Annotated in this window: 22 protein-coding genes; 10 read left to right on the top strand and 12 right to left on the bottom strand. The window is 63.0% G+C overall.

The features are described from left to right. Nucleotides 1-4: 4 nt before the first annotated feature. The gene (locus tag LSO07_RS20910; RefSeq protein WP_225317373.1) at nucleotides 5-1,255 is read right to left on the bottom strand and encodes an MFS transporter; all 1,251 of its coding nucleotides are present in this window, start codon (nucleotides 1,253-1,255) and stop codon (nucleotides 5-7) included. Nucleotides 1,256-1,355: 100 nt separating this feature from the next. Here LSO07_RS20910 and LSO07_RS20915 point away from each other — a divergent pair, with 100 nt between their 5' ends. After that, entirely contained in the window at nucleotides 1,356-2,156 is an 801-nt protein-coding gene (locus LSO07_RS20915) for an AraC family transcriptional regulator (protein WP_070282210.1), read from the top strand. Between the two features lie 112 nt (nucleotides 2,157-2,268). Here LSO07_RS20915 and fliD read toward each other — a convergent pair whose 3' ends face one another. The 4 genes from fliD to alr all read right to left on the bottom strand — a co-directional run bounded on the left by fliD (nucleotide 2,269) and on the right by alr (nucleotide 6,879). Then, nucleotides 2,269-3,654, bottom strand: a complete 1,386-nt coding sequence (fliD, locus tag LSO07_RS20920) for a flagellar filament capping protein FliD (RefSeq protein WP_034779360.1) — start codon at nucleotides 3,652-3,654, stop codon at nucleotides 2,269-2,271. A 229-nt stretch (nucleotides 3,655-3,883) separates the two neighbouring features. Then, complete coding sequence (locus LSO07_RS20925; RefSeq protein WP_230520999.1) at nucleotides 3,884-4,144, bottom strand: PilZ domain-containing protein; 261 nt, start codon at nucleotides 4,142-4,144, stop codon at nucleotides 3,884-3,886. Between the two features lie 191 nt (nucleotides 4,145-4,335). Continuing rightward, entirely contained in the window at nucleotides 4,336-5,712 is a 1,377-nt protein-coding gene (gene radA / locus LSO07_RS20930; protein ID WP_034779363.1) for a DNA repair protein RadA, read from the bottom strand. Nucleotides 5,713-5,781: 69 nt separating this feature from the next. Continuing rightward, entirely contained in the window at nucleotides 5,782-6,879 is a 1,098-nt protein-coding gene (alr, locus tag LSO07_RS20935) for an alanine racemase (protein ID WP_151096471.1), read from the bottom strand. Between the two features lie 257 nt (nucleotides 6,880-7,136). Between alr and lplT the strand changes: the two genes are divergently transcribed. Then, nucleotides 7,137-8,399, top strand: a complete 1,263-nt coding sequence (gene lplT / locus LSO07_RS20940; RefSeq protein ID WP_034779369.1) for a lysophospholipid transporter LplT — start codon at nucleotides 7,137-7,139, stop codon at nucleotides 8,397-8,399. Between the two features lie 75 nt (nucleotides 8,400-8,474). On the opposite strand, the gene LSO07_RS20945 is transcribed toward lplT, so the two are convergent. The 4 genes from LSO07_RS20945 to tsaB are packed head-to-tail and all read right to left on the bottom strand — an operon-like array spanning nucleotide 8,475 to nucleotide 11,545. Next, nucleotides 8,475-9,413 (bottom strand): DUF1853 family protein, encoded by a 939-nt coding sequence (locus LSO07_RS20945; RefSeq protein WP_404811502.1) that lies wholly within the window; start codon nucleotides 9,411-9,413, stop codon nucleotides 8,475-8,477. Further along, on the bottom strand, nucleotides 9,406-10,317 hold the full coding sequence (locus LSO07_RS20950) for a uracil-DNA glycosylase (RefSeq protein ID WP_151096473.1): 912 nt from the start codon (nucleotides 10,315-10,317) through the stop codon (nucleotides 9,406-9,408). The genes LSO07_RS20945 and LSO07_RS20950 overlap by 8 nt, the downstream gene beginning before the upstream one ends. After that, a complete protein-coding gene (gene rimI / locus LSO07_RS20955) occupies nucleotides 10,314-10,823 on the bottom strand; it encodes a ribosomal protein S18-alanine N-acetyltransferase (RefSeq protein ID WP_052139958.1) in 510 nt (169 codons plus the stop codon). The genes LSO07_RS20950 and rimI overlap by 4 nt, the downstream gene beginning before the upstream one ends. Then, nucleotides 10,820-11,545, bottom strand: coding sequence for a tRNA (adenosine(37)-N6)-threonylcarbamoyltransferase complex dimerization subunit type 1 TsaB (gene tsaB / locus LSO07_RS20960; RefSeq protein WP_191909743.1), 726 nt, complete (start codon nucleotides 11,543-11,545; stop codon nucleotides 10,820-10,822). Before tsaB ends, rimI begins: the two co-directional genes overlap by 4 nt. A 224-nt stretch (nucleotides 11,546-11,769) precedes the next feature. Between tsaB and dapC the strand changes: the two genes are divergently transcribed. From dapC to LSO07_RS20995, 7 genes are all read left to right on the top strand, one after another. After that, complete coding sequence (gene dapC / locus LSO07_RS20965) at nucleotides 11,770-13,002, top strand: succinyldiaminopimelate transaminase (protein WP_070255503.1); 1,233 nt, start codon at nucleotides 11,770-11,772, stop codon at nucleotides 13,000-13,002. Between the two features lie 13 nt (nucleotides 13,003-13,015). Beyond that, complete coding sequence (dapD, locus tag LSO07_RS20970) at nucleotides 13,016-13,843, top strand: 2,3,4,5-tetrahydropyridine-2,6-dicarboxylate N-succinyltransferase (protein WP_151096474.1); 828 nt, start codon at nucleotides 13,016-13,018, stop codon at nucleotides 13,841-13,843. Nucleotides 13,844-13,965: 122 nt separating this feature from the next. Further along, entirely contained in the window at nucleotides 13,966-15,513 is a 1,548-nt protein-coding gene (locus tag LSO07_RS20975; protein ID WP_151096475.1) for an FAD-dependent oxidoreductase, read from the top strand. A gap of 133 nt (nucleotides 15,514-15,646) precedes the next feature. Further along, a complete protein-coding gene (locus tag LSO07_RS20980; RefSeq protein WP_151096476.1) occupies nucleotides 15,647-16,003 on the top strand; it encodes an ArsC family reductase in 357 nt (118 codons plus the stop codon). A gap of 48 nt (nucleotides 16,004-16,051) precedes the next feature. Then, nucleotides 16,052-17,188: a succinyl-diaminopimelate desuccinylase gene (gene dapE / locus LSO07_RS20985; RefSeq protein WP_151096477.1), complete on the top strand. Its 1,137-nt coding sequence runs from the start codon at nucleotides 16,052-16,054 to the stop codon at nucleotides 17,186-17,188. A 56-nt stretch (nucleotides 17,189-17,244) separates the two neighbouring features. Continuing rightward, complete coding sequence (prmB, locus tag LSO07_RS20990) at nucleotides 17,245-18,135, top strand: 50S ribosomal protein L3 N(5)-glutamine methyltransferase (protein ID WP_151096478.1); 891 nt, start codon at nucleotides 17,245-17,247, stop codon at nucleotides 18,133-18,135. Between the two features lie 138 nt (nucleotides 18,136-18,273). Next, a complete protein-coding gene (locus LSO07_RS20995; RefSeq protein ID WP_191909744.1) occupies nucleotides 18,274-20,271 on the top strand; it encodes an ATP-binding cassette domain-containing protein in 1,998 nt (665 codons plus the stop codon). A 36-nt stretch (nucleotides 20,272-20,307) separates the two neighbouring features. Here LSO07_RS20995 and LSO07_RS21000 read toward each other — a convergent pair whose 3' ends face one another. After that, entirely contained in the window at nucleotides 20,308-20,790 is a 483-nt protein-coding gene (locus LSO07_RS21000; protein ID WP_151096479.1) for a chemotaxis protein CheW, read from the bottom strand. Between the two features lie 195 nt (nucleotides 20,791-20,985). On the opposite strand from LSO07_RS21000, the gene arfB reads away from it, so the two are divergent. Continuing rightward, nucleotides 20,986-21,384 carry an alternative ribosome rescue aminoacyl-tRNA hydrolase ArfB gene (gene arfB / locus LSO07_RS21005; RefSeq protein ID WP_034779396.1) on the top strand — a complete coding sequence of 133 codons (399 nt, stop codon included), beginning with the start codon at nucleotides 20,986-20,988 and terminating at the stop codon, nucleotides 21,382-21,384. Here arfB and LSO07_RS21010 read toward each other — a convergent pair whose 3' ends face one another. Together LSO07_RS21010 and LSO07_RS21015 are read right to left on the bottom strand one after the other, a co-directional pair. Beyond that, the gene (locus LSO07_RS21010; protein WP_151096480.1) at nucleotides 21,385-23,244 is read right to left on the bottom strand and encodes a flagellar assembly protein A; all 1,860 of its coding nucleotides are present in this window, start codon (nucleotides 23,242-23,244) and stop codon (nucleotides 21,385-21,387) included. A gap of 159 nt (nucleotides 23,245-23,403) precedes the next feature. Next, the gene (locus tag LSO07_RS21015; protein ID WP_070255514.1) at nucleotides 23,404-23,793 is read right to left on the bottom strand and encodes a hypothetical protein; all 390 of its coding nucleotides are present in this window, start codon (nucleotides 23,791-23,793) and stop codon (nucleotides 23,404-23,406) included. Nucleotides 23,794-23,934 lie beyond the last annotated feature (141 nt).

Here is a 23,934-nt window from a genome sequence, read left to right on the forward strand (position 1 = left end):
GATTCTATGCCTTTTGCAGCGCCGCCGCGCGGGTTTTGCCGCCCACGCCCACGGCCGTGGCAATCGCCAGCGCCTGGAACACGCCGATGAAGACAAACAGCAGGGCCGGATGGTTGCCATCCATCAGCGCGCCAAAGAACAGGGGACCGACGGCCAGGCCGCTGTCGAGGCCCGAATACACGACGCCATACACGCGCCCGGTGGCATTCTTCGGCGCTGCCGCGCGTATCATCAGGTCGCGCGACGGCCCCGCCACGCCCGACATCAAGCCGATGGCGCCCATCAGCACCACCGCGCCCCACGCCGGCACGACGGCCATGGCCAGCAGCACGGCCAGCAGCGCGGCGGCGGAAAAGGCGATGGCGACGTTACGGTCCGGCTGCTTGCTGCGCGCGCCCACCACGCCGCCGGCCAGCATGCCCACGGCCGAGGCCAGCATATAGGCCGTGTAGGCGCTGGTGGCCAGCGCCAGGCTCATGCCGTACAGCTTGACCAGGGCCACGCTGGCAAAGCTCTGGATGCCGCCCAGGGCGATGGCCGTAATGAAGAAGAAGGCAAAGCACATCCACACGGCTGGCAAACGCAGAAAGTCCAGCGTGCCTTCGCCGCCGGCCGCCTGGCCTGGCGCAGCCATTTTCACGGGCTCGGGGCGGATGGCGTGGCGGTTCAGGAACAGGATCAGCAGCACGCCAAACGGCAGCACGGCCGCGCATTGCAGCGCGATCCGCCAGTCATAATGGGTGGCAACATACGTCATGAACAGGGGCGCCAAGGCCCAGCCGATGTTGCCGCTGATGCCATGCACGGAAAAGCCGTAGGCCACGCGGGCCGCCGAAACGCGCTGGTTGAGGATCGTGTAGTCGGCTGGATGAAACACGCTGTTGCCCATACCGGCCAGCATGGCGCCCAGCATCAGCGCCGCATAGCTGTGCGCGGTCGACAGGGCCAGCGCCGACACGCCCAGCAAGAAGATGCCAGAAAACAACACGGCGCGGGCGCCAAAACGGTCGACGACAAAGCCGGCCAGCGCCTGCCCCACGCCCGAGATGATGAAGAACACCGTCATCAGCAGGCCCAGTTCCGCATACGACAGGTCGAATGCCGGTTTCAGCCAGACGAACAGGGCCGCGAGGATCAGATGATAGAAGTGCGACACGCCATGCGCCAGCCCCACCAGGGCGATGACGCGCGCATCGTTGCGCAGAGTTGGCGGTGAGTGCGGTGGCAAGTCCATTGCCGAGTTAGTTGTTATCATGTCATACCCTGTCTTATACTGGTGAAGCTCAAGTGTATGCAAAATACCATCGTCTGTTTTCCGACAGAACGACATAATTTATCGAATTAAGGCCAAGCTGATGGGTGTACCTATCCTCCACCATACCCGCATGTGTCCGCCACGGGAAGCGCCCAGCGCGACCATCCCCGTGACGATGGTCGCGCGCGACCTGCAAACCGATGAATTTCTCTTGCCGCACAGCCATCCATGGGGTCAGGTGACCATGGCGCTCGAAGGCGTGCTGCGCATCACCGCCAACAACAGCAGCTGGGTGCTGCCGCCCATGCGCGCCATCTGGATCGCGCCCAACGTGGAGCATGCCGTCACGATACTGGAAAAAACCCGCTTGCGCCCCCTGTGCATCCATGCCGCGCGCGCGCCATTCGCGGGCCGCGACTGCAAGGTGCTGGAAGTGTCGAACCTGCTGCGCCAGCTGATCATGGCGCTGGAACAGCTGGATCCAGGCCAGGAACCGGCGCGCGAGGCGCTGCTGGCCGAACTGATCCTTGATGAGTTGAAACGCTCGGCCACGCGTCCCATCCGCGTGCCCTTGCCCAGCGACAAGCGCCTGAAAACCCTGTGCGACAGCCTGATCGAGAAACCGGGTTCGCACCAGACCCTGGAACACTGGGCGCAGCAAGTCGGCGCCTCGGAGCGTACCCTGGCGCGGCTGTTCGAACGGGAATTGGGCATGAGTTTTGGCCAGTGGCGCCAGCAAGTGCGCCTGGCGCACGCGGCGCCCCTGATCGCGCGCGGCGTGCCGCTGTCGCAAGTGGCCGAAGAACTGGGCTATGCCAGCCAGTCGGCCTTTTCCGCCATGTTCAAGAAGACCTTCGGCAGCTCGCCGTCAGCCTTCTTTGCCCAGGGCGACAGAATCTAGCCAACTGGAAAGCGCGCCGATACAGCGCTCAGGGCAATGCGCAGCGCCGCAGGCAGTACGCTGGTACGGCAAGGCGATGCAACGCCGCCCTGGGCGCTTAAGCGGTGTGCTCTTAAGCCATGAAGTCGAACAAGGAATTCTTGCCGGTATAACCCGGCAAGGCCGAGTTCGTTCCCATCTGTTCCTGGGCCGAATATGCTTTCACCAGCGCCTGCGCCTGGGCCGTCAGCGCCTTGGCCAGCACGGCTTTCTTGTTGGTGAGCGTCGTGATGTCCTTGCCGACCGTCTGCACTTCCTTGCGGATGATGCTCGTTTCGCCCGTCAGCTCGCCGATCTTGCTGGCGAACTGGTCCGCCACGCCCTTGCCGTTATTGGTGAACATCTTGCTGACGGCGTCCGGATCGGCCGCGATGGCCGCCTTGAGCTTTTTATCATCGAGCACCAGCTCGCCGCTCTTGCCCAGGGTCACGCCGGCGCTGCCCAGCACCGACGATGGCACGCCCGTGCTGGCCGTGCGCAGCACCTGCTCCATCTGCGAACGCACCTGGCCCAGGGCCGTGTCGGACTTCAAATCGCCCTGCTGCAGACTCTGCAGCTTGCTGTTGAGTTCATTGTAGGCCGTGACGAAGCTGGCCACGTTGCTGGCGATCTGGCTGCTATCCTTGGCGATGACGAGGTCCGTCGTGCCTTTTTTCTTCAATTCGATGGTGGCGCCCTCGACGGCCGTCGTCAGGGTATTCGTGGCGCTCTTGATTTCCTTGCCGTCAACGGTCAGCAGCGCGTCCTGCGCGGCGGCCGTCTGCTGCATGCCCTTGCCGGCGCCGGGCGCATAGCTGAGCAAATTACTGACGGCCGCGTCGCCAGCCACGCTGATGCGCATGCTGCTGTCGGCGCCGCTCTTGCCGTTCAAGGCCAGCGAGTAGCCATCGGGGCCCTTGACCACGCTGGCGTCGATACCCTGCTGCTTGAGCGCGGCGGCGATGCCGTCGAGACTATTGTTGCTGCTGTCAATCGTCAGCGAAATGATCTTGCCGCTGCCTGGCGTAAATTGCTTGCCGTCGGCCGAGCCCACTTCGATCTTCACCAGCGCCGGCGCGCCCGTGCCGATCGCCGCGCTCGAGGATTTCTGCGCGCCGCTGAGCAAAGTCTGTCCCTGCGCCAGTTGCTTGACGTTCAGTTCGTGGCTGCCGCTGGCGGCCTTGTCGGTGGTGGTGGCGCTCAGCACATCCTTGCTGCTGGACGTGGCCGACGTGGCCAGGCCGCTGCCGGCCATGTTCTTGGCCACGGTCTGAAATTTCGCCAGCGCCGATTGCAGCTGGCCCAGGCCCGAGAACTTGGCCTGGTCGCGCGCCAGGCTGGCGTTGAGCTTGACGACGCCCGTGTTTTGCGACTGCATCTGGCGCTCCACCTTCGCATACACATCGGCCGAGATATTACCCTGCGTCGTCTGCTGCGTATTGTTGGTGTAGGCCCTGCTGTTGATGGTCGAATTAAACATGGTAGGCGTTCCCGTCGGATGTAAGGTCATGTCGCACGGTTCAGGTCGTGACCGTGCTGCGCGAAAGACGGACGGCAGGCGCGCGTGACGCGGCAAGGCCCCTCTTCTGGTTGATAATTATGCAGTATTACTGGAATATCAAAACAGCGAACAGAACAGGTTTTTCCTGACTGCAAACCCATATGCACCATTTTAGCGCAGTTCACCTGCAGCACCCTCCCGGCTTGCCTCAGCGCATGAATTTCGAGATGGCGCTGCTGACGGCCATGTCCAACTGCAGGAAAGTGAGTCCTACCTTGAAACCTGCGCTGCTGAAAATGCAGTGCGAGACGGACACGCGCGCCTCGATGATGTGCGCCGCGCCATCGTAAAACAATTCGAACAGCACCTTGCCCTTCTTGCCTGTCGGCACCGGTTCCGCGATGACGGCCGCCATCCCGCCCGGCCCCACATCGAGGGTGCGCGCCGCCACAGGGCCCGCGCCATCCATTACCAACATCGCCTTGGCACGCAATATCTTGCGTGCGCCCTGCCTTTGCTCAACTGACACTGTATTCCGCTTCTCTATCAATTCATTGTCGATGCGGATTCATGGGGAGAATCCATCGGACAAATATTATAGTTCTAAACGGAAATTCTGTTTGACTTGTCTCAAGCTTGGCATTTAAACCATACCAACTATTACTCCAGGTCGCGCAACTTGTTAAACGCTTCGTCGATACGCTCGACGCCGATGACCTTGAGGCCCTCAATGACTTGCTTGGGCAAGTTCGACTTGGGCACCACGGCCAGGGTAAAGCCCAGCTTGGCCGCTTCGCGCAAGCGCTCCTGGCCCCGTGGCGCGGGGCGGATCTCACCGGCCAGCCCCACTTCGCCAAACACCACGAGTCCCCGTGGCAAGGGCTTGTTGCGCATCGACGAGTTAATGGCCAGCAACACGGCCAGGTCGGCCGCCGGTTCTGTAATTTTGACACCGCCGACTGCGTTGATGAACACATCCTGGTCGAAGGCGGCGATGCCCGCGTGGCGGTGCGCCACGGCCAGCAGCATGGCCAGGCGGTTCTGCTCCAGGCCGACGGACAGGCGGCGCGCGTTGGGCAAGTGACTCGTGTCGACGAGGGCCTGGATTTCCACCAGCAGCGGACGCGTGCCCTCCTGCGTCACCATCACACATGAACCGGGCACCTGGTTGTCGTGCTGCGACAGGAACAGGGCGGACGGATTCGATACTCCTTTCAGGCCCTTTTCCGTCATGGCGAACACGCCCAGCTCATTGACGGCGCCGAAACGGTTCTTGATGGCGCGCACGAGGCGGAAGCTGGAGTGCGCGTCACCCTCGAAATACAGCACCGTGTCGACGATGTGCTCGAGCACGCGGGGACCGGCCAGCGCGCCCTCTTTCGTCACGTGGCCGACCAGAATGATGGTCACGCCCGTCTGCTTGGCCGCGCGCGTCAGCTGGGCCGCGCATTCGCGCACTTGCGCCACGGAACCGGGCGCCGAGCTGAGCGCGTCCGAATACACGGTCTGGATCGAATCGATGACCACCACTTCCGGCTTCAGGTCGTTCAAGGTGGCCAGGATCTTTTCCAGCTGGATCTCCGCCTGCAGTTTGAGTTCCTTGGCGTCGATGACGAGGCGCTTGGCGCGCAGGGCGATCTGCGCGCCCGATTCCTCGCCACTGACGTACAGCACGCGCTTGTGGTGCGACATGTTGGCCAGCGCCTGCAGCAGCAGGGTCGACTTGCCGATGCCGGGGTCGCCGCCGATCAGCACGACGCCGCCCGCCACCATGCCGCCGCCCAGCACGCGGTCGAATTCCTCGATGCCCGTGCCGAAGCGGGGCACGTCGATGGCGTCGATATCATCGAGCGACAGCACGGGCGCCGTCTGCGCCAGCGACATGTGCTGCGGATTCGAATAGCGGTTGTTGCCGCCCGTCTCGGGCAGGGTTTCCACCATGGTGTTCCACTGGTTGCACGAGGTGCATTGCCCCATCCATTTGTTGCTGATGGCGCCGCAATCGCTGCAGGTGTAGATGGTCTTGACTTTTGCCATGGTGTACTTTGCCCGGGTAAGGTGAAACTGCTGTCTATATATACAGTATATACAAACAGCGGGCCGCCGTCACTGTGTCGCTTCGACCACGGGCACACGCGGCGCCAGTGCGCACATCAGCTCGTAGCCGATGGTGCCGGCAGCCAGGGCCACCTCGTCGATCGGCATGCCCTGGCCCCACAATGTCACGGCACTGCCAACTTTTGCGCCCGGCACGTGCGTCAGATCGACCATCAGCATGTCCATCGACACCCTGCCGATGAGGCCCGTGCGCACGCCGTCGACCAGCACGGGCGTGCCTTCGGGTGCGTGGCGCGGGTAGCCATCCGCATAGCCGCAGGCCACCACGCCCACCTTGATATTGCCGGCCGCTTCGTAGCGGCTGCCATAGCCCACCACTTCGCCGGCGGCGATATCCTGGATACCGATAATGCGGCTGCGCAAGGTCATGGTGGGCAGCAAGCCGAATGCTTGCGCCGACGTGCCGCCGGGAGCGCCGCTGGGCGTGCCGCCGTACAGCATGATGCCGGGACGCACCCAGTCGCTGTCCAGGTGGTGCAGCAGCACTCCGGCCGAATTGCACAGGCTGCGCGGCAGCGGCGTGCCTATGCTGGCCGCGCCCGCTTCAAAACGCAGCATCTGCTGGGCCAAAGGCAAGCGCGTGGGCGCCGCCTCGTCCGCATTGGCGAAGTGCGTCATCAAGGTGATCGTACCGATATGCGGGATGGCGCGCAGGCGCGCATACGCACCCGCCACGGCGCCCGGCGTGAAACCCAGGCGGTTCATGCCCGTATTCATTTTCAGGTGTACATCAATGCTGTGCGGCAAGTGCGCCGCTGCCAGCATGGCGATCTGCTCTTCGCAATGCACGCTGCCGTTCAATCCATATTGCGCCATGACCGGCAAATCGCTGGCATCAAAAAACCCTTCCAGCAGCAAGATGGGCTTGGTCCACCCCAGTTCGCGCAAGCGCACGGCATAATCGACCTCGACCAGCGCGAGGCCATCGGCGTCAGAAAAGCCCCGCATGGCCCGTTCCAGGCCGTGGCCATAGGCGTTCGCCTTGACGACGGCCCACACCTTGGCGCCGCGGGCGCCGGCACGGGCGCGCGCCAGATTGTGTTGCATGGCATCGAGATGGATGGTGGCGATAAGGGGCCTGGGCATATGCGTCGTTCATGGCGGGTGGGAAAGCCGTATTTTACCGGATGGGCTGGATGCGGGTCGGCAAGCCGGCAAGGGAATGCCTGCGATGGTCGCCCAGGACAGCATGTACAAAATGCTCACATGTATGTGTATTTTTCTACGGCAGAAAAATTAAGCTTCGCTTAGACAAGACTATGCAAAGCAGCCCCTTCCAAACTTGGGGTTTGCCGTTTTTTCGTGGTATAAAGCAAGCCAGATATGATTTCAGGCATTCCAGAATGAATCGTGGTTTTTATACCATCATGGCGGCGCAGTTCTTTTCCTCGCTGGCAGATAACGCCCTCTTTTTTGTCGCCGTCGATTTATTGGTGTCCATGAAATCACCGGCGTGGATCACGCCGCTGCTCAAACTGTCATTCGTCCTGTTTTACGTGCTGTTGGCCGCTTTTGTCGGCGCCTTCGCGGATGCTCTGCCGAAAGGCAAGGTCATGTTCATTGCCAACATGGTCAAGATCTTCGGCTGCGCCCTCGTCTTCTTCCACGTACACCCGCTGCTGGCCTACGCCGTCGTCGGTTTTGGCGCGGCCGTGTACTCGCCCGCCAAGTACGGCATCCTGACGGAACTGCTGCCACCGGAAAAGCTGGTGGCGGCGAATGGCTGGATCGAAGGCTTGACCGTCACCTCCATCATCCTCGGCACCGTCATGGGCGGCGCGCTCGTCAGCGGCCACGTGTCCGACATGCTGCTCTCCTTCGACTTCCCCCTGATCGACACGGGCATCACCAACAAGACGGAAGCGGCCCTGTGCGTGGTGGTCGGCATCTATGTGCTGGCAACCCTGGCCAACCTGAAGATCCCCGACACGGGCTGCGTGTATCCGCACCAGGAACGCAATCCTATCAAACTGATTACCGATTTTGCCAATTGCTATTCCATCCTGTGGAAAGACAAGCTGGGCCAGATCACCCTGGCCGTGACGACCCTGTTCTGGGGCGCTGGCGCCACCTTGCAACTGATCGTGCTGGAATGGGCCAAGCAATCGCTGAACATGCCCTTCGACAAGGCGACCAGCCTGGTGGGCGTGGTCGCCATCGGCGTGGCCGCCGGCGCCGTGCTGTCGGCACGTTTCATTCCACTGCGCAAATCGCTGACCGTCATTCCGCTGGGCATCGCCATGGGCGTGATCGTCATGATGATGACGCAAGTACACTCCGTGTGGATCGCCTACCCGCTGCTGATACTGATCGGCGCCCTGTCCGGCTTCTTCGTCGTGCCCATGAATGCCCTGCTGCAACACCGCGGCCACGTGCTGATGAGCGCCGGCCATTCCATCGCCGTGCAGAACTTCAATGAAAACCTGTCGATTCTGACCATGCTGGCCGTGTATTCGATCATGATCCGCCTGCACCTGCCGCTCAATATCATCATCACCCTGTTCGGCCTGTTCGTCGCCGGCACCATGTACATGATCATGCGCAAGCACAAGCTGAACCAGGCAGAGCATGACAATCTGTCCTTGATTGGCGAGCAGAAACATTAAGCAATGTGGCGTCGGATTACGCGCTACGCGCTAATCCGACCTACATGACTTCGGCATTAGGCTCACGGTACATGGTTACGCAGGTAACGTGCCTGTCAGCCGCCGCGCGGCAGCCTGCTCCACCCAGTCATGCGGCACGACAAAACCGCGCGTGCACTCCACTTCCCAGCCTTCGATAGTATCCACCGTTGCCACCATTACGGGTTGCGCCAGATCAAACAACTGTGCGCGCAAGGCAGCCACGTCCAGCACTTCCACGTCGCGCCCCTTGAATGGCGCCAGCCATTGCAATCGCGGCAGCACGACATAGCGCCGCGCCGGCAATTGCGCCGGCGTGCACCAGAAGCCGTGTCCATGTTCCTGGGAAATGCCGTCCATGGCGGGCGTGGCGCCTGATGGATAGAACAGCCAGCCCTTGACCAGTGCCTGCGCAGCGCGCACAGGTTGCGCCAGCAGGCTTTGCGCGGCCGGATGACGGGACAAGGCCAATTGCTTGTCGAGAATCTTGCGCATCTTCAAGCCCAAAGTGTCGGCCAGGTTGGGGCCGATCAAGTGGTTGAAAATACCGGGATCGGGCGCGCCTTCCAGCAGGTAGAACTTGGTGGCAAATTCCCAATGCAGCAAGTCGTTACCATCACGCAGCAAAAAATCAAACTCGCCCACCGTGTCGTTGCGGTTGACCTGCACTTGCAAGCCATGCGCTTGCAATACTCCATGCTGCTCAAAATAAAAGGCCAGCAGCTTTTCAGCATACAGGCCCAGGCGGGAATAGAATTTCGGCCCCAGCGCCGCATCGAGCGGCGACGGATCATCCTGCAGCGCCCCCAGCCAGGCCGCCACAGTTGGCGTGACGGGCGCAAGGCTCGCGATGCGCCCACCCCAGTGGGGGCTGGCCGGGTCCAGCAAGTCGGGCGAGTCCAGCAGCCAGGCCAGCGCACGCACGCGGGGCTGCGTCAGATGCCCCCAGCGCTGCTCGAAGCGGACCTGAAACGTGCCGCCGGCCGCATCACTCACCGTGCGAATCGCCGTGCGTGCTTTTCGCCAGGCACAGGTCGGCCCAGGCGCGCGCCTTGGCCTTGCCCGTCTCATCCTGCAACAACATTTCCGGATGGAAGGTAGCCACGACCGAGGCATTGCCCAATTGGCGCACCTTGCCACGCACGGGTTTTTCGCCCGGATTGATGCCGGCGGCGGCCATCGACCCCAGTGTCACGATGGTGCGCGGCTGCAGCAGGGCCAGTTCGCGGTCAAAGTACGGACGGCAGGCGGCGGACTCGGATTCAGTCGGCAAGCGCTCCTGGCCCGCCTCGTCGAGCGGACGGCATTTCAGCAAATGCGTGATGTACACGTCGCGCCCCGCATCGACTTCGATGGCTTTCAGCATATTGTCGAGCAACTTGCCCTGCTCGCCCGGCAAGGCGCGCCCTTCCCGCTCTTCCGTGCGCGAGGGACTGCTGGCCAGCATCAGCCAAGCGCCCTGGCGGTCGCCACGGCCCATGACGACGCCCTTGCGCGTCTTGCACAAGTCGCAGCGCGCGCACTTGGCGACGGCGGCCGTCAAGCCTTCCCAGTCGAGGGCGGCGATATCCGTATCGCTCAGCTGTTTGGCCGGCGGTGGTGGCGGCGCATCGTCGAACCAGGCCGTGTCGTCCGGCTCGGCGGCGGGCACTGGCGTGGCGGCAACGGTGACGGGTACCTCAGCCTTCACCTCGGCGACCACTTCGGCGACGACAGCAGCGGCCACCTCGGCAACCACCTCAGTCACGGCTTGAGCGGCTTCGGCCATGGGAGCCGCCACGGCGACTTCCATCTCCACGGGAGCTTCGACGACATCAGCGGCTTCGGGTGCGGCGCCCTGGCGCAAGCGCCACAGGGGACCGACGCCCATTTCATCGAGGAAAACGGCGCTGCGGCTCATAAGGTATAACGCATCACGATGGCGTCCTCACGTTGCGAGTTGCTGGCCGGATAGTATCCCTTGCGCCGGCCGATCTGTTCAAATCCATAGCGCTGGTAAATATCGAGCGCGCGCACGTTCGACGGGCGCACTTCCAGCAGCATCGATTCCATGCCCAGCTGGCGGGCGCAGGCGCAGGACTGATTCAACAGGAAGCGGCCCAGTCCCTGGCCCTGGATGGCGCCTTCGACGGCCACGTTCAGCAAGTGCGCCTCGTCGACAACCAGCATCAACAGGAAGTAGCCGAGCAAGGTGCCATCCACGTCGCGCAGCACCCATGCCGGGTAGCCGCTCTTGAGGGAATCGACGAAATTGCCATGCGTCCAGGGATGCGGATACACGCGCTGCTCCAGCGCCAGCACCTCAAGCAGGTCCGCTTCCTGCATCGGCTGATAGTCGAGGCGCAGCAAGTCCCAGCCTGCCGCGCTGCCATCCTGCGTCACTGCGTCCTTGCCCGCCTCCATCATTGTGCCGGCTCCGCAGCGGCCTTGGCCTGTTGCATCTCGTGCCGCTCCGCGCTCGTGTAGGCGATCTTGTTGCGCAAGTACAAAGGCTGCGCCTCGGCAGCCGTCACGAAATGTCCGGCGGCAAAGGCGATGCGCGCCAGTTGCGCCACCTGCTCGGCATGCGGCATGATGGCCGCGTCAGCAGTCGCAGCGCATGGCTGCGCGGCCAGTGCTTCGGCATAGGCACTGAAACCGTTGCCACAGCCGGCAACATCGCCTTGCGGCGCCACGCCGGCGGGCGCGCTCAGTGCCGGTGGCGAAACGAGCTGCAAGCCATCCTGGTAATCATATTGCGCCCAGTACACTTCGCCCATGCGGGCGTCAAGCACGGTCACGATGCGTTGCGCCCCATGCTGCTGGTGGCAAGCGAGGGCCATGGCGTCGAGCGTGACAACGGGCACGACGGGCAGGCTGGCGCCATAGGCCAGGCCTTGCGCGATGCCGCACGCCGTGCGCACGCCCGTAAACGAGCCGGGACCGGAGCCATAGGCGATGGCATCGACGTCGGCCAGGGTCACGCCCGCTTCGGCCAGCAATTCCTGCACCATCGGCAAGATGGACTGGGAATGGGTGCGCACGCCCGACGACGCGCGGGACAGGACGACATCGCCGCGCAGCAAGGCGCAGGAGGCGAGTTCGGACGAAGTTTCAATAGCAAGCAGGGTGGGAAGTAAGGTAGACATAGCGTATTTTACCTTGCCGCGCCATGGCGCGGCACTCCCCGCTGCCGCATGCCGTGGCAAGCCGGGCAACGATCAGGCCGGCGCGGCCCGACGCGGCTTGCACAGCGGGCCCGCGAGGACGGCTATAATGAAAGACGCAGCTTATTATTTGACCGGCATCAAGTCTGCCGCGCCAGTTAGTCGCTTAGCAACATCGTCTTTCCACTCTTGCCCTGGTCCGTTCCGTGAATCCACTTCTTGCTAAACTGCAACCATATCCATTTGAAAAGCTGCGCCAGCTGTTTGCCGGCGTGACGGTCAACCCCGAGTATGCGCCCATCAGCCTGGGCATGGGCGAACCCAAGCACCCGACGCCGGCGTTCATCGAACAGGCATTGACCGACAATATCCATGGCCTGGCCAGCTATCCGACCACCATCGGCTCGGAAGCCTTGCGCACGGCCATCGCTGGTTGGCTGGAACGCCGCTACGGCATCCCCAAGCTCAATCCTGCCACGCAAATCCTGCCCGTGAACGGTTCGCGCGAAGCGCTGTTTGCGCTGGCGCAAACGGTGATCGATCCGTCGGCCGGCTCGCTCGTGATCAGCCCGAATCCGTTTTACCAGATCTATGAAGGCGCGGCCTACCTGGCCGGTGCCGAACCGTATTTCGTCAATTCCGACCCGGCGCGCAATTTCGGCTGCGACTACGACAGCGTGCCGGCCAGCGTGTGGGAAAAGGTCAAACTGCTGTTCCTGTGTTCGCCCGGCAACCCGACGGGCGCCGTCTTGACCCTGACGGACTGGGAACACCTGTTCGCCCTGTCCGAGCGCTACGATTTCGTCATCGCCGCCGACGAGTGCTATTCCGAGATCTACCACGGCGACACGCCCCCGCTGGGCGCGCTGCAGGCGGCGCACATGCTGGGCCTGTCCACCATCGAGCGCCCGTATGCGCGCCTGGTGGTGTTTTCCAGCCTGTCGAAGCGTTCGAACGTGCCGGGCATGCGCTCGGGCTTTGTCGCCGGCGACGCGGAAGTCCTGAAAAAATTCCTGCTCTACCGAACCTACCACGGCGGCGCCATGAGCCCTGCCGTGCAGGCGGCCTCCGTCGCGGCCTGGAACGACGAAACCCATGTCGAGGAAAATCGCGCCAAGTACCGCGCCAAGTTCGACGCCATCACGCCGCTGTTGCAATCGGTGATGGACGTGCAATTGCCGGACGCCGGCTTCTACCTGTGGGCCGACGTCAGCCGCACGGGACTGTCCGACACGCAATTCGCGCAACGCCTGTACGCCGAATATAATGTCACGGTATTGCCTGGCAGCTACCTGGCGCGCGACGCGCACGGCATCAATCCGGGCCGCAACCGCATCCGCATGGCCCTCGTGGCCGAAACGGCCGAAGGGCTGGAAGCAGCGTTGCGCATAGTAAAATTCTGCCAGCAGCTTTCCGCATCCGCATCAACCCCTACATAAACAAGACATCATCATGAGCCAACAACTACAAAACATCATCGACCAGGCCTGGGAAAACCGCGCCGAGATCAATCCGGGCAACGGCACGGCCGAACTGCGCGACGCCGTCTCCCACGTCATCAATGGCCTGGACAACGGCAGCATCCGCGTGGCGGAAAAAACCTCGGGCGACTGGGTCGTCAACCAGTGGGTCAAGAAAGCCGTGCTGCTGTCGTTCCGCCTGGAAGACAACGTCGTCCTGCCATCCGATGGCACGATGCAGTTCTACGACAAGGTCCCGACCAAGTTCGCCAACTACACGCAAGAAGACTTCGCCAAGGGCGGTTTCCGCGTGGTGCCGCCCGCCGTCGCCCGCCGCGGCAGCTTCATCGCCAAGAACGTCGTGCTGATGCCGTCCTACGTCAACATCGGCGCCTACGTCGATGAAGGCGCCATGGTCGACACCTGGGCCACCGTCGGTTCCTGCGCGCAGATCGGCAAGAACGTCCACCTGTCCGGCGGCGTCGGCATCGGCGGCGTGCTGGAGCCTATGCAAGCGAACCCGACCATCATCGAAGACAACTGCTTCATCGGCGCCCGTTCGGAAATCGTCGAAGGCGTGATCGTCGAGGAAAACTCCGTCATCTCGATGGGCGTCTACATCGGCCAGTCGACCAAGATCTACGACCGCGCCACGGGCGAAGTGACGTACGGCCGCGTGCCAGCCGGCTCCGTCGTGGTCTCGGGCAACCTGCCTTCGGAAGACGGCAAGTACTCGCTGTACTGCGCCGTGATCGTCAAGCGCGTGGATGCGAAAACGCGCGCCAAGACCGGCATCAACGAGTTGCTGCGCGGTATCTGATGACTGCGCCGCAAGGCGCACGTAGCCCCCTGAATGTCCCGCCCCGGCGGGACATTTTCGTTTCCAGAAAACAAACTCAATCGTCCTGCAGCCATCCCCCATCCTGTCCTATACTGGATGGCATGAATACTCCTCCCGTCTTGATCGTCGGCGCCGGTCCTACCGGCCTCATGCTTGCCTTGCGCCTGGCGCGCCATGGCGTCGATTGCCGCATCATCGACAGGAATAGCGGTCCGGGCCAGGCGTCGCGGGCCATGGCCGTGCATGCGCGCACGCTGGAGTTTTACCAGCAGCTGGGCTTTGCCGACGAGCTGGTCAGCCTCGGTATCAAGATCAATGCCATGCACATCCACGAAGGCGGCGAGGAGCTGGTGAAACTGGCGCTGGGCGAGATCGGCGAAGGGCTGAGCCCCTACCCTTTCGTGCTGAGCCTGCCCCAGGACGAGCATGAACGCTTCCTGATCAGCAAACTGGCGGCGGCCGGCGTGCACGTGGAATGGAACGTGGCGCTGGACCTGTGGACGCAGGACGATAGCGAAGTGCAAGCCATCCTGCTGAACAATGGCGAACGCCAATATTGCACGTTTAACTATATTTGCGGCTGCGACGGCGCCCGCAGCAAGGTGCGCGAGATCGCCGGCTTTACGTTCTCCGGCGGCACCTACGACCACCTGTATTACGTGGCCGACGCGCAAGTGGCGGGCAAGAATACGGACTTGCACGCCCACCTGGGCGCGAACTCGTTTGCACTGATGCTGCCCGTGCGCACCAGCGGTATGCAGCGCCTGATCGGCATCCTGCCCGACCGCCCCGATGGCGCGCCGGCGCCCGTCTTCGACGACGTGCGGGAGCAGGTGCAAGCCTTGCTTGGCATCGAGGTCGAACACGTGAACTGGTTTTCCACGTATAAGGTGCACCACCGGGTGGCCGGACAATTCCGCGAACGGCGCTGCTTCATCCTCGGCGACGCGGCCCACCTGCACAGCCCCGTGGGCGGCCAGGGCATGAACACGGGCCTGGGCGACGCCGTCAACCTGGCCTGGAAACTGGCGCAAAAACTGCGGGGACAAAGCAACGACGCCCTGCTCGACACCTATGAAAGCGAGCGCATCGTGTTTGCCCGCAAGCTCGTCGCCACCACCGACCGGGCCTTCCAGGCCATCGTCGCGCAAGGCATGGCCGGGCAATTCCTGCGCCGCTGGCTGGTGCCGCACGCGCTGCCCTTCCTCTCCGGCTTCGCGCGCGCGCGCCGGCTGCTGTTCCGGACCGTGTCGCAAATCCAGATCAGCTATGAAGACAGCGCCCTTTCCGCCGGCCATGCGGAATACCTGCGCGGCGGCGACCGCCTGCCGTGGTTCTCGGACGGCACGCAAGACAATTTCACGGCCTTGCGCAGCATGGATTGGCAATTGCACATCTATGGCGAAGCAGCGCCCGAGCTGCTCGACGAAGCGCGCGTGCTGAAACTGCCCGTGCATTGCTATACCTATAACGTGGCCGCCAAACTGGCCGGCCTGGGCCGCGACGCGGCCTATCTCGTGCGCCCCGACGGCCACATCGCGCTGGCCCTGCACCTGCAGGAAAGCGGCGCCCTGCGCGCCCTGGCCTTGCGACTTGGCCTGCATTTCGGTCCAGCCGAATCGGGCAAGGCGGCGCCACGGCCTGTGTAGGGCAAATCACTGGGGCGTGTTGCACTGCCGCATCGACTGCGCATCGACTGTATAATGGCGGCTACCATCGCATTTTTCCCTGGCGCAAGCGCCACGGTCAAGCGAACCGCATTCATTCCCCTTAGCCCTACCCATGACGACCATTACACTCTACGGTATCCCCAACTGCGATACCGTCAAAAAGGCCCGCACCTGGCTGGCCGCGCAACAACTCGATTTCACCTTCCACGACTTCAAGAAGCAGGGTCTGGAACGCGCCACCGTCGAGGCGTGGCTGCAGCAATTGCCGTGGGATGTGCTGGTCAACAAGAAAGGCACGACCTGGCGCGCCCTGTCCGACGAGCGCAGGGCGTCCACCGTCGATGCGGCCAGTGCCCTGGACCTGATGCTGGAAAACCCGTCCATCATCAAGCGCCCCGTGCTGGACAAGGATGGCCAGTTCAGCGTGGCGTTTTCCGATGCGCAGTACAAGACCCTTTTCTCGCTGTAACCATACTTAGTTGACCACCGGAACGATGTTGCCGGCACGACCTTACCCATGACCACCTCCAAAACCCTCGCCCTGACCGAAAAACTGATCGCCCTGTCCTCGGTCACGCCCGACGACAAGGGCTGCCAGCAGCACCTGATCGACCTCCTCACGCCGCTGGGCTTTGTCTGCGAAACGATACAGTCGAACGACGTCACCAATCTGTGGGCGCGCCGTGGCACGGCATCGCCCGTCTTCGTCTTTGCCGGGCATACGGACGTGGTGCCGACCGGTCCCGTCGAGCAATGGCGCTCGCTGCCCTTCATTCCCACGCACCGCGACGGCAAGCTGTACGGCCGTGGCGCGGCCGACATGAAGACCTCGATCGCCGCCATGGTAGTTGCTTGCGAGGAATTCATCGCCGCCACGCCCGGGCACACGGGCTCGATCGCCTTTCTGATCACGAGCGACGAGGAAGGCCCGGCCACGGACGGCACCGTCATCGTCTGCGAGCAGCTGAAGGCGCGCGGCGAGCAGATCGACTATTGCCTGGTGGGCGAGCCGACCTCGAGCGCGCAGCTGGGCGACATGATCAAGAACGGCCGCCGCGGTTCGCTGTCGGGCCGGCTGACGATCAAGGGCGTGCAAGGCCATATCGCCTACCCGCACCTGGCAAAAAACCCGATTCACGAAGCGGCGCAGGCGCTGGCCGACCTGGTCGAGGAAAAATGGGATGCCGGCAACGAGTACTATTTGCCGACCTCGTGGCAAATGTCCAACATCAACGCGGGCACGGGCGCCAATAACGTGATTCCCGGCGACATGGTGATCGATTTCAATTTCCGCTTTTCCACGGCCAGCACGGCGGAAAACCTGCAGGAACGGGTCCACGCCATCCTCGACAAGCATGATTTGCAATACGATTTGCAGTGGACCCTGAGCGGCCTGCCCTTCCTCACGCCGCGCGGCACCCTCTCCGATGCGCTGTCGTCCGCGATCCACGCGGAAACGGGCATCACGACGGAGCTGTCGACCACGGGCGGCACCTCGGATGGCCGGTTTATCGCGCAAATCTGCCCCCAAGTGATAGAATTCGGGCCGCCCAATGCCAGTATTCACAAGATCGACGAGCACATCGAACTGCGCCACATCGATCCTCTGAAGAATATTTACCGGCGCACGCTGGAGCATTTGCTGCCCGTCTGAACCAGAATACCGAGGCCCGTCACGGCGGGCCAGAACACCGTCTTTTCGAGAATGCCATGACCCCGAACCCGTTTTCCACGCCACGCGACCTGCTGCGCTACGCCGTTACCCGTTTCAATACCGCCAAGCTGTTTTTCGGCCACGGCAGCGCCGAAGCGTTCGACGAAGCGGCCTATCTGATCCTGCACACCTTGAAGTTGCCGCTCGACAAGCTCGAACCCTTCCTCGACGCCAAGCTGCTGCCGTCGGAAGTGGCCAGCGTGATGAGCGTCATCGACCGCCGCAGCATCGACCGCGTGCCGGCTGCCTACATCACCAAGGAAGGCTGGCTGGGCACGTATAACTTCTACGTCGACGAGCGCGTGATCGTGCCCCGCTCCTTCATCGCCGAACTGATCCCTGAATACTTCTCGCCATGGGTGGCGGAACCGGAAGCCGTGGAAAACATCCTGGAACTGTGCACCGGCTCGGGCTGCCTGGCTATCATGATGGCCGATGCCTTCCCGAACTCCGCAGTGGACGCCGTGGACATTTCCGCCGACGCGCTGGCCGTGGCCAAGCGCAACGTCGACACGTACAAGCTGCAGGACCGCGTCACCCTGATCGAATCGGACCTGTACGCCAACGTGCCGGCCAAGAAATATGATTTGATCATCAGCAATCCGCCATACGTGAATTCCGCCTCGATGGGCGCCCTGCCCCAGGAATACCTGGCTGAACCGCAAATCGCCCTCGACGGCGGCAGCGACGGCATGGACCTGGTGCGCAAGATCATTGCCGGCGCGGCTGAACGCCTGACGGACGACGGCATCCTGATGATTGAAATCGGCAACGAACGCGCCTACGCGGAAGCGGCCTTCGGCGAGCTGGGCCTGACCTGGCTGACGACGAGCGCCGGCGACGACATGGTCTTCCTGCTGACGGCCGAGCAGTTGAAGCTGGTTTAATGGAATTGGTAGGTCGGATTAGCGTAGCGTAATCCGACATGCCTGCGCGGCACCCGTCGGATTACGTCCTTCGGACTAATCCGACCTACACGATGTTTTTACGGCGGGGGTCAAAGCCCAGCCTTTACAAAGAAAAAAATGATACGTTTCCTACAAGTAAGCCTGATGCGCGGCATCAAACCGTTGCTCGAACAAGTCGATGTCACCCTCAATCCGGGCGACAAGATCGGCCTGATCGGCGCCAATGGCGCGGGCAAATCGAGCCTGTTCGCCATGATGCGTGGCGAATTGCACCCTGACCAGGGCGAGATCGATTTCCCGGCCAAATGGCGCGTGGCTTACGTGGCGCAGGAAACACCGCCGCTGGACCGTGCCGCGCTTGACTATGCGATCGACGGCGACGTCACCCTGCGCAAACTGGAAGCGGAACTGGCGCGTCTGGAAGCGGAACCTGCCACGTCGGAAAACGGTATCGCCATCGGCGAAATCTACAGCGCCATGGCCGATGCCGACGCGTATACCGTGCAATCGCGCGGCGAGCAATTGCTGCTGGGCCTGGGCTTCACCCTGGACCAGATGCAGCAACCGGTGGCCAGTTTCTCCGGCGGCTGGCGCATGCGTTTGAACCTGGCGCAAGCGCTGATGTGCCCATCCGACCTGCTGCTGCTCGATGAACCGACCAACCACTTGGATCTGGACGCCATCATCTGGCTGGAAGACTGGCTCAAGCGCTACGCCGGCACCCTGCTGATCATTTCCCATGACCGCGACTTCCTCGATGAAGTCGTCAACGTGGTCGTGCATATCGACGAACGCAAGCTGAAGCGCTATTCGGGCAACTACTCGAGCTTCGAGCGCCAACGCGCGGCGCAGATGATCCTGGCCGCCGGCGCGCTGGAAAAGCAGCAGCGCAAGCGTGCCCATCTGGAATCGTTCGTGAACCGCTTCAAGGCGCAAGCCTCGAAGGCCCGCCAGGCGCAAAGCCGCATGAAGGCGCTGGCGAAGATGGAAGAGCTGGCGCCATTGCGCGCCGCCGCCGAATTCTCGTTCGAATTCCGCGAGCCGCTGTCGGCACCAAATCCGCTGCTGGTGATGGAAGACGTCGATGCGGGCTACAAGATCGAGAACGAAGCGACGGGTGAAATCACGCATAAAACCATCGTCAACGGCATCAAGTTTTCGCTGCAGATCGGCCAGCGTATCGGCCTGCTGGGCCAGAACGGCGCCGGCAAGTCGACCCTGATCAAGACCATCGCCGGCGAACTGATGCCGCTGACGGGCGACGCCACCATGGGCAAGGGCCTCAACATCGGCTACTTCGCCCAGCACCAGGTGGAAATGCTGCGCCACGACGAATCGCCGCTGTGGCATCTGGCGAAGATCGCCCCGACAGTGCGCGAGCAGGAACTGCGCAACTTCCTCGGCGGCTTCAACTTCCCCGGCAACATGGTCACTGCGTCCATCGCACCGTTCTCGGGCGGCGAAAAAGCCCGCCTGGCGCTGGCCCTGATCGTCTGGCAGCGTCCTAACCTGCTGCTGCTCGATGAACCGACCAACCACCTGGATCTGGAAACGCGCGAAGCACTGACGGAAGCGCTGGCCCAGTTCGAAGGCACCCTGGTCGTCGTGTCCCATGATCGCCACTTGCTGCGCGCCACCACGGACGAATTCATCATCGTTGCCGACGGCAAGCTGCAACCGTTCGACGGCGACCTGGACGACTACAAGGATTGGCTGTTCAAGACCAAGCTGGGCAAAGGCACGGACGTGCTGCCGGCCGCCGGCAAGGCCAACAAGACCGACTTCCCCGTGACGTCTTCCGTACCTTCGCCGGTAGCCGCCGCCCCTGCCGCGCCCGTGCGCGACAAGCGCAAGGAAGCGGAAGAGCGCCAGAAAACGGCCGCCCTGCGCAAACCGATCGAAAACAAGATCAAGCGCCAGGAAGAGCAGATCGCCAAGCGCAATGCGCAAAAGGCGGAAACCGACGCCAAGCTGGGCGAGCCGACCATCTACGACGCGGCCAACAAGGCCAAGCTCAAGCAATTGCTGGCCGACCAGACCTTCTTCACCAAGGACCTGGCGCAGCTGGAAGCGGAATGGCTGGACTTGCAGGATCAGTTAGAGAAACTGGGCTAACACAAAACACAAAGACGACTCCCGGGTCGTCTTTTTTTATGCTACCTGCATGGGACTGGGGCTGCGGATCGCCATCAGGCGGTCGATGTCGACGAGGATCAATCGGCGCCCCGCCACCGTGCCCAGGCCCAGCAGATAATCGGCTTCCGCCTCGCCCAGGCCGGGCACGGCGGCGATGTCGTTGGCGGCCAGGCTGACGATATCGGTGACGCCATCGACCACCATGCCCATCACGCCATTGCTCAGCTGCAAAATGATCACGTCGGTGGCCGGGTCGGGCGCGCCGTGGGCGCTGCCAAACGCGGCGCGCATGTCGACGATGGGGATGATTACGCCGCGCGAAACGGCCACGCTGTGCAGCACTTCCCCTTCCGAGGAAAAACGGTCGAGTTCCTTCAGAGGACGCAGTTCCCGCACGCAACGGTAATCGAGGCCGTATTCCAGGCCGCCCAGCCGGAAGCTCAAGTACTGCGTCAGGGATTGGGTCGTTGCGGCGCCAAGCGTGGTCGTGGGCTGCATGGTGTTCCTTTCATCCGGTAGGCGCTGCCAGGATGCGCAGTGGCGCAACGTTGGCCCCATGCTAACCAGCATCGCCGCAGGCGGCGTTGAGAAACATCAACTTTCCCGGAAGGTAGCCTGGCCTCGGCGCCGGGCCTTGCGCCGGCGCAGCCATCTTCCCTTACAATACCCCCATCATTCCCCAACAGGCAGGCCATGCAACACCTCGTCAACCCCGCTGAAGTTGAATTTTCCGCCATCCGCGCCCAGGGCCCGGGCGGGCAGAACGTCAACAAGGTGTCCAGCGCCATCCATCTGCGCTTCCCCATCGCCGCCTCGTCGCTGCCGGAAGCGTACAAGGAACGGCTGCTGGCCCTGCGCGACAGCCGCATCAGCAAGGATGGCGTGCTGGTGCTCAAGGCGCAGCAGTCGCGCAGCCAGGAACAGAACAAGGAAGAGGCCTTGCGGCGCTTGCAGGAAATCATCGACAGCGTGACCTTCCTGCCCGCCGTGCGCCGCGCCACCAAGCCCACGCGCAGCTCGCAGCGGCGCCGTCTCGACAGCAAGAGCACGCACAGCGTCCTCAAACAATCTCGCGGCAAGGTTATCGACTGATCAGAGTGGCGGCTGGTAGGTCCAGTCCAGGCTGCCCGTGCTATCCGCAAACACGGGCTGCGTGGCCGGCGTGGCGCTGCGCAGCAAGGCCTTGATTTCCTTCGGCGGCCGGTCGTAGACCTTGGCCGGTCCGGGCGGCACGACCAGGGCGCGTACCGTCGTCTCGCCATCAATCAGGCTCAGGGTGCAGCGCGACTGGCCCGCCGTTGCCTGCCGCTCCTGGCGCAATTGTTCCACCAGCGCCAGCATCTGCGCGTGCAGGATTTCCGACTGTTTTACCTCCACGCGCAGCCGCGCCACCTCTTTCAGGACGGGAGCGATGCGCGCGGCCAGCTTGTCGTACTGTACCTGCTGCGTTGCTTGCAGTTGCAATTCGCCGCGCCGCAGCTGACCCGCCAGGGTCAGGTAATTGCGTACCTCGGGCAATTGCGCGATGGCATCGATTTCCTGCTGGCGCTTGTGCTGCACCTGCAGGAATTGCGCCGCCTTCGCCAGGCTCTCGGCGATCTTTTGTTCCAGCGCACTCAAGTCGGGCACGAGCGGGAACAGCAGCATCTCCACCTGCTTGCGGGGACCGGCGCTGCCGATGCGGATGGTGCGCGCCGCCACGGCGCAGCCTTCGGCCAGTTCGATGACGACCTCGTCGGCGATGATCTCGCAATTGCTGGCGCTGTCGATCACCACGCGCGTGCCGGCAATGACGCAGCTTTCCGCCCGCTTCACATGCACTTCGCCGCTCAGCGCCTGCAGCACGGAGCCGGAAGCGACGCCCTCGACGCGCACGTCGCCATGCTCGTTGAAGGCCGTGCCGCCCACCAGGTTGCGATGTAGCCATATTAATCCGCCATGCGAGTGCAAGTGGCCGTAGACGTCGCCATGGATGGTGATGTCGCTGCCGTCGAGCTGGCGCTGCTCCTGCACTTCGCCATACTCCTCGTAGGCGGCGCTCAGCTTCAGATTGCCCGTCGTACGGCTGCTGACGCCTTCGCGGCTGACGATCTTGTTTTCGATGGACATCTTGCCGTGCTCATCGACATTCACATAGCCATCTTGCGTGGCCACGACGAAATCACCGTCGCTGAAATGCTCGACCGCCGTGCCTGGCCCCGCCACGGTGGCCAGGTCCAGTTCCAGCGGCGCGGGCGGTGGCAGCGCCTTGCCGGCCAGGTCGTAGCCAGGCAAGCCGGGAGTCCCCGGCAGCAGACGCAGCAGGCGCGCGTGTTTTTTTACTTGCGGAAAGCGGTTCTTGAAGCTGAGCAAATCCAGGCGGCCATCGGAGCGTTCGCGCGGCGCATCGTCGCGGTGGATGCCTTGCGATACTTCGACCAGCTGGGCGTCGCGCCCCGGCTGCGGCGGCAGCACCCGCGCCACCGTGATGCGCTCGGCCTTGCCGCTGGCGAGCATGGCGCGCACGGCCGCGCTATCGATGCCGTAGTGCACGCCCTTGCACCACAGGTCGGCCACCAGCTCGTCGAATTCGCGGCGCGCCGGCACCTGGCCGTCCGCGTCCGCAGGCAAGGCTTCAAAGTAAAATTCGGCGCTGTCGCCACGGATCTTGATTTGTTTGTACAGCGCACGGCGCGCGGGCGGGAATGGCCCCACGCGCACGGCGATGCGCAGCAGGGCATCGCCTTTGGGCGCGGCGCGGGGAGCGGGGGCATGGAACAGGGTCAGCAGGAACAAACCGTAATCGAGGCCGGCCAGCAGCTGGCCCGACTGGAACAGCTGCTCGACGGCGGTGCGCAGCTGCGCCGGCGCCAGCGACAGGTCAAGGAACACGCCCTCGTCGCGCTGGACCAGGCCGTGCGGCAAGCCGCCTGCGGGGACCGCATCCGGAACGGGTGTGTCGTCGTCGCTCACGCCTTGCCTCCCCCAGCAGCCATTTCAAAGAATTGCCTCCGTGCACTAGAACAATATCACGGGGCGGGGCCGTGTGCCTGACTGAGCAACAATGCGGGCGGCCAGATGCAAACAGGGCCATGTCTTGCGAGATGGCCCTGTCGGAGGGGGAATGGCTGCCTAGCGGCGCGGGGGATTCGAGTAAATGTCCTGCCCCACTTCGTTGATCTGGCGGCGCAGGTCGCGCCGTTCGTCGGGCGTCATGCGGCCCGTGCGGCGCGAGGCGTCGGCGCCTTCGTTGGCGCGGCGCTGCTCTTCTGCGCGCGTGTCGAAACTGCGTGCGTCACGCTGTTCGCGCAGTCGCGTATCATTGCTGTTGCTGCGCTGTACCTGTTCATACCGCTGGGCCTGCATTTGCTGCTGGTCGTCACGGCGTGGCGGCGGCTGGTTTTGCGCTGCCGCCAGACTGGCGGCAAACACGGAACAAACGGCAAATGCGGACAGCACGGTCGTACGTGCAGCAATAGCTGCGCTGGGAGCGGCGTGAATTTTTTTAGTAAAGATATTCATTGAGTTCCTCTTCCGCGATGCCGTATAAACTAAAGCTGATTTCCACTGTGGCCCCAGTGTATGATGCTTTACACGGTGCAGTAAGAGTAATTGGGTAAAGTTTGTAACACTTTGTAATGGGTCGCCACAGCCCCTTGCCGA

This window comes from Janthinobacterium sp. PLB04 (assembly GCF_021165895.1).
GTDB lineage: Bacteria > Pseudomonadota > Gammaproteobacteria > Burkholderiales > Burkholderiaceae_D > Janthinobacterium > Janthinobacterium lividum.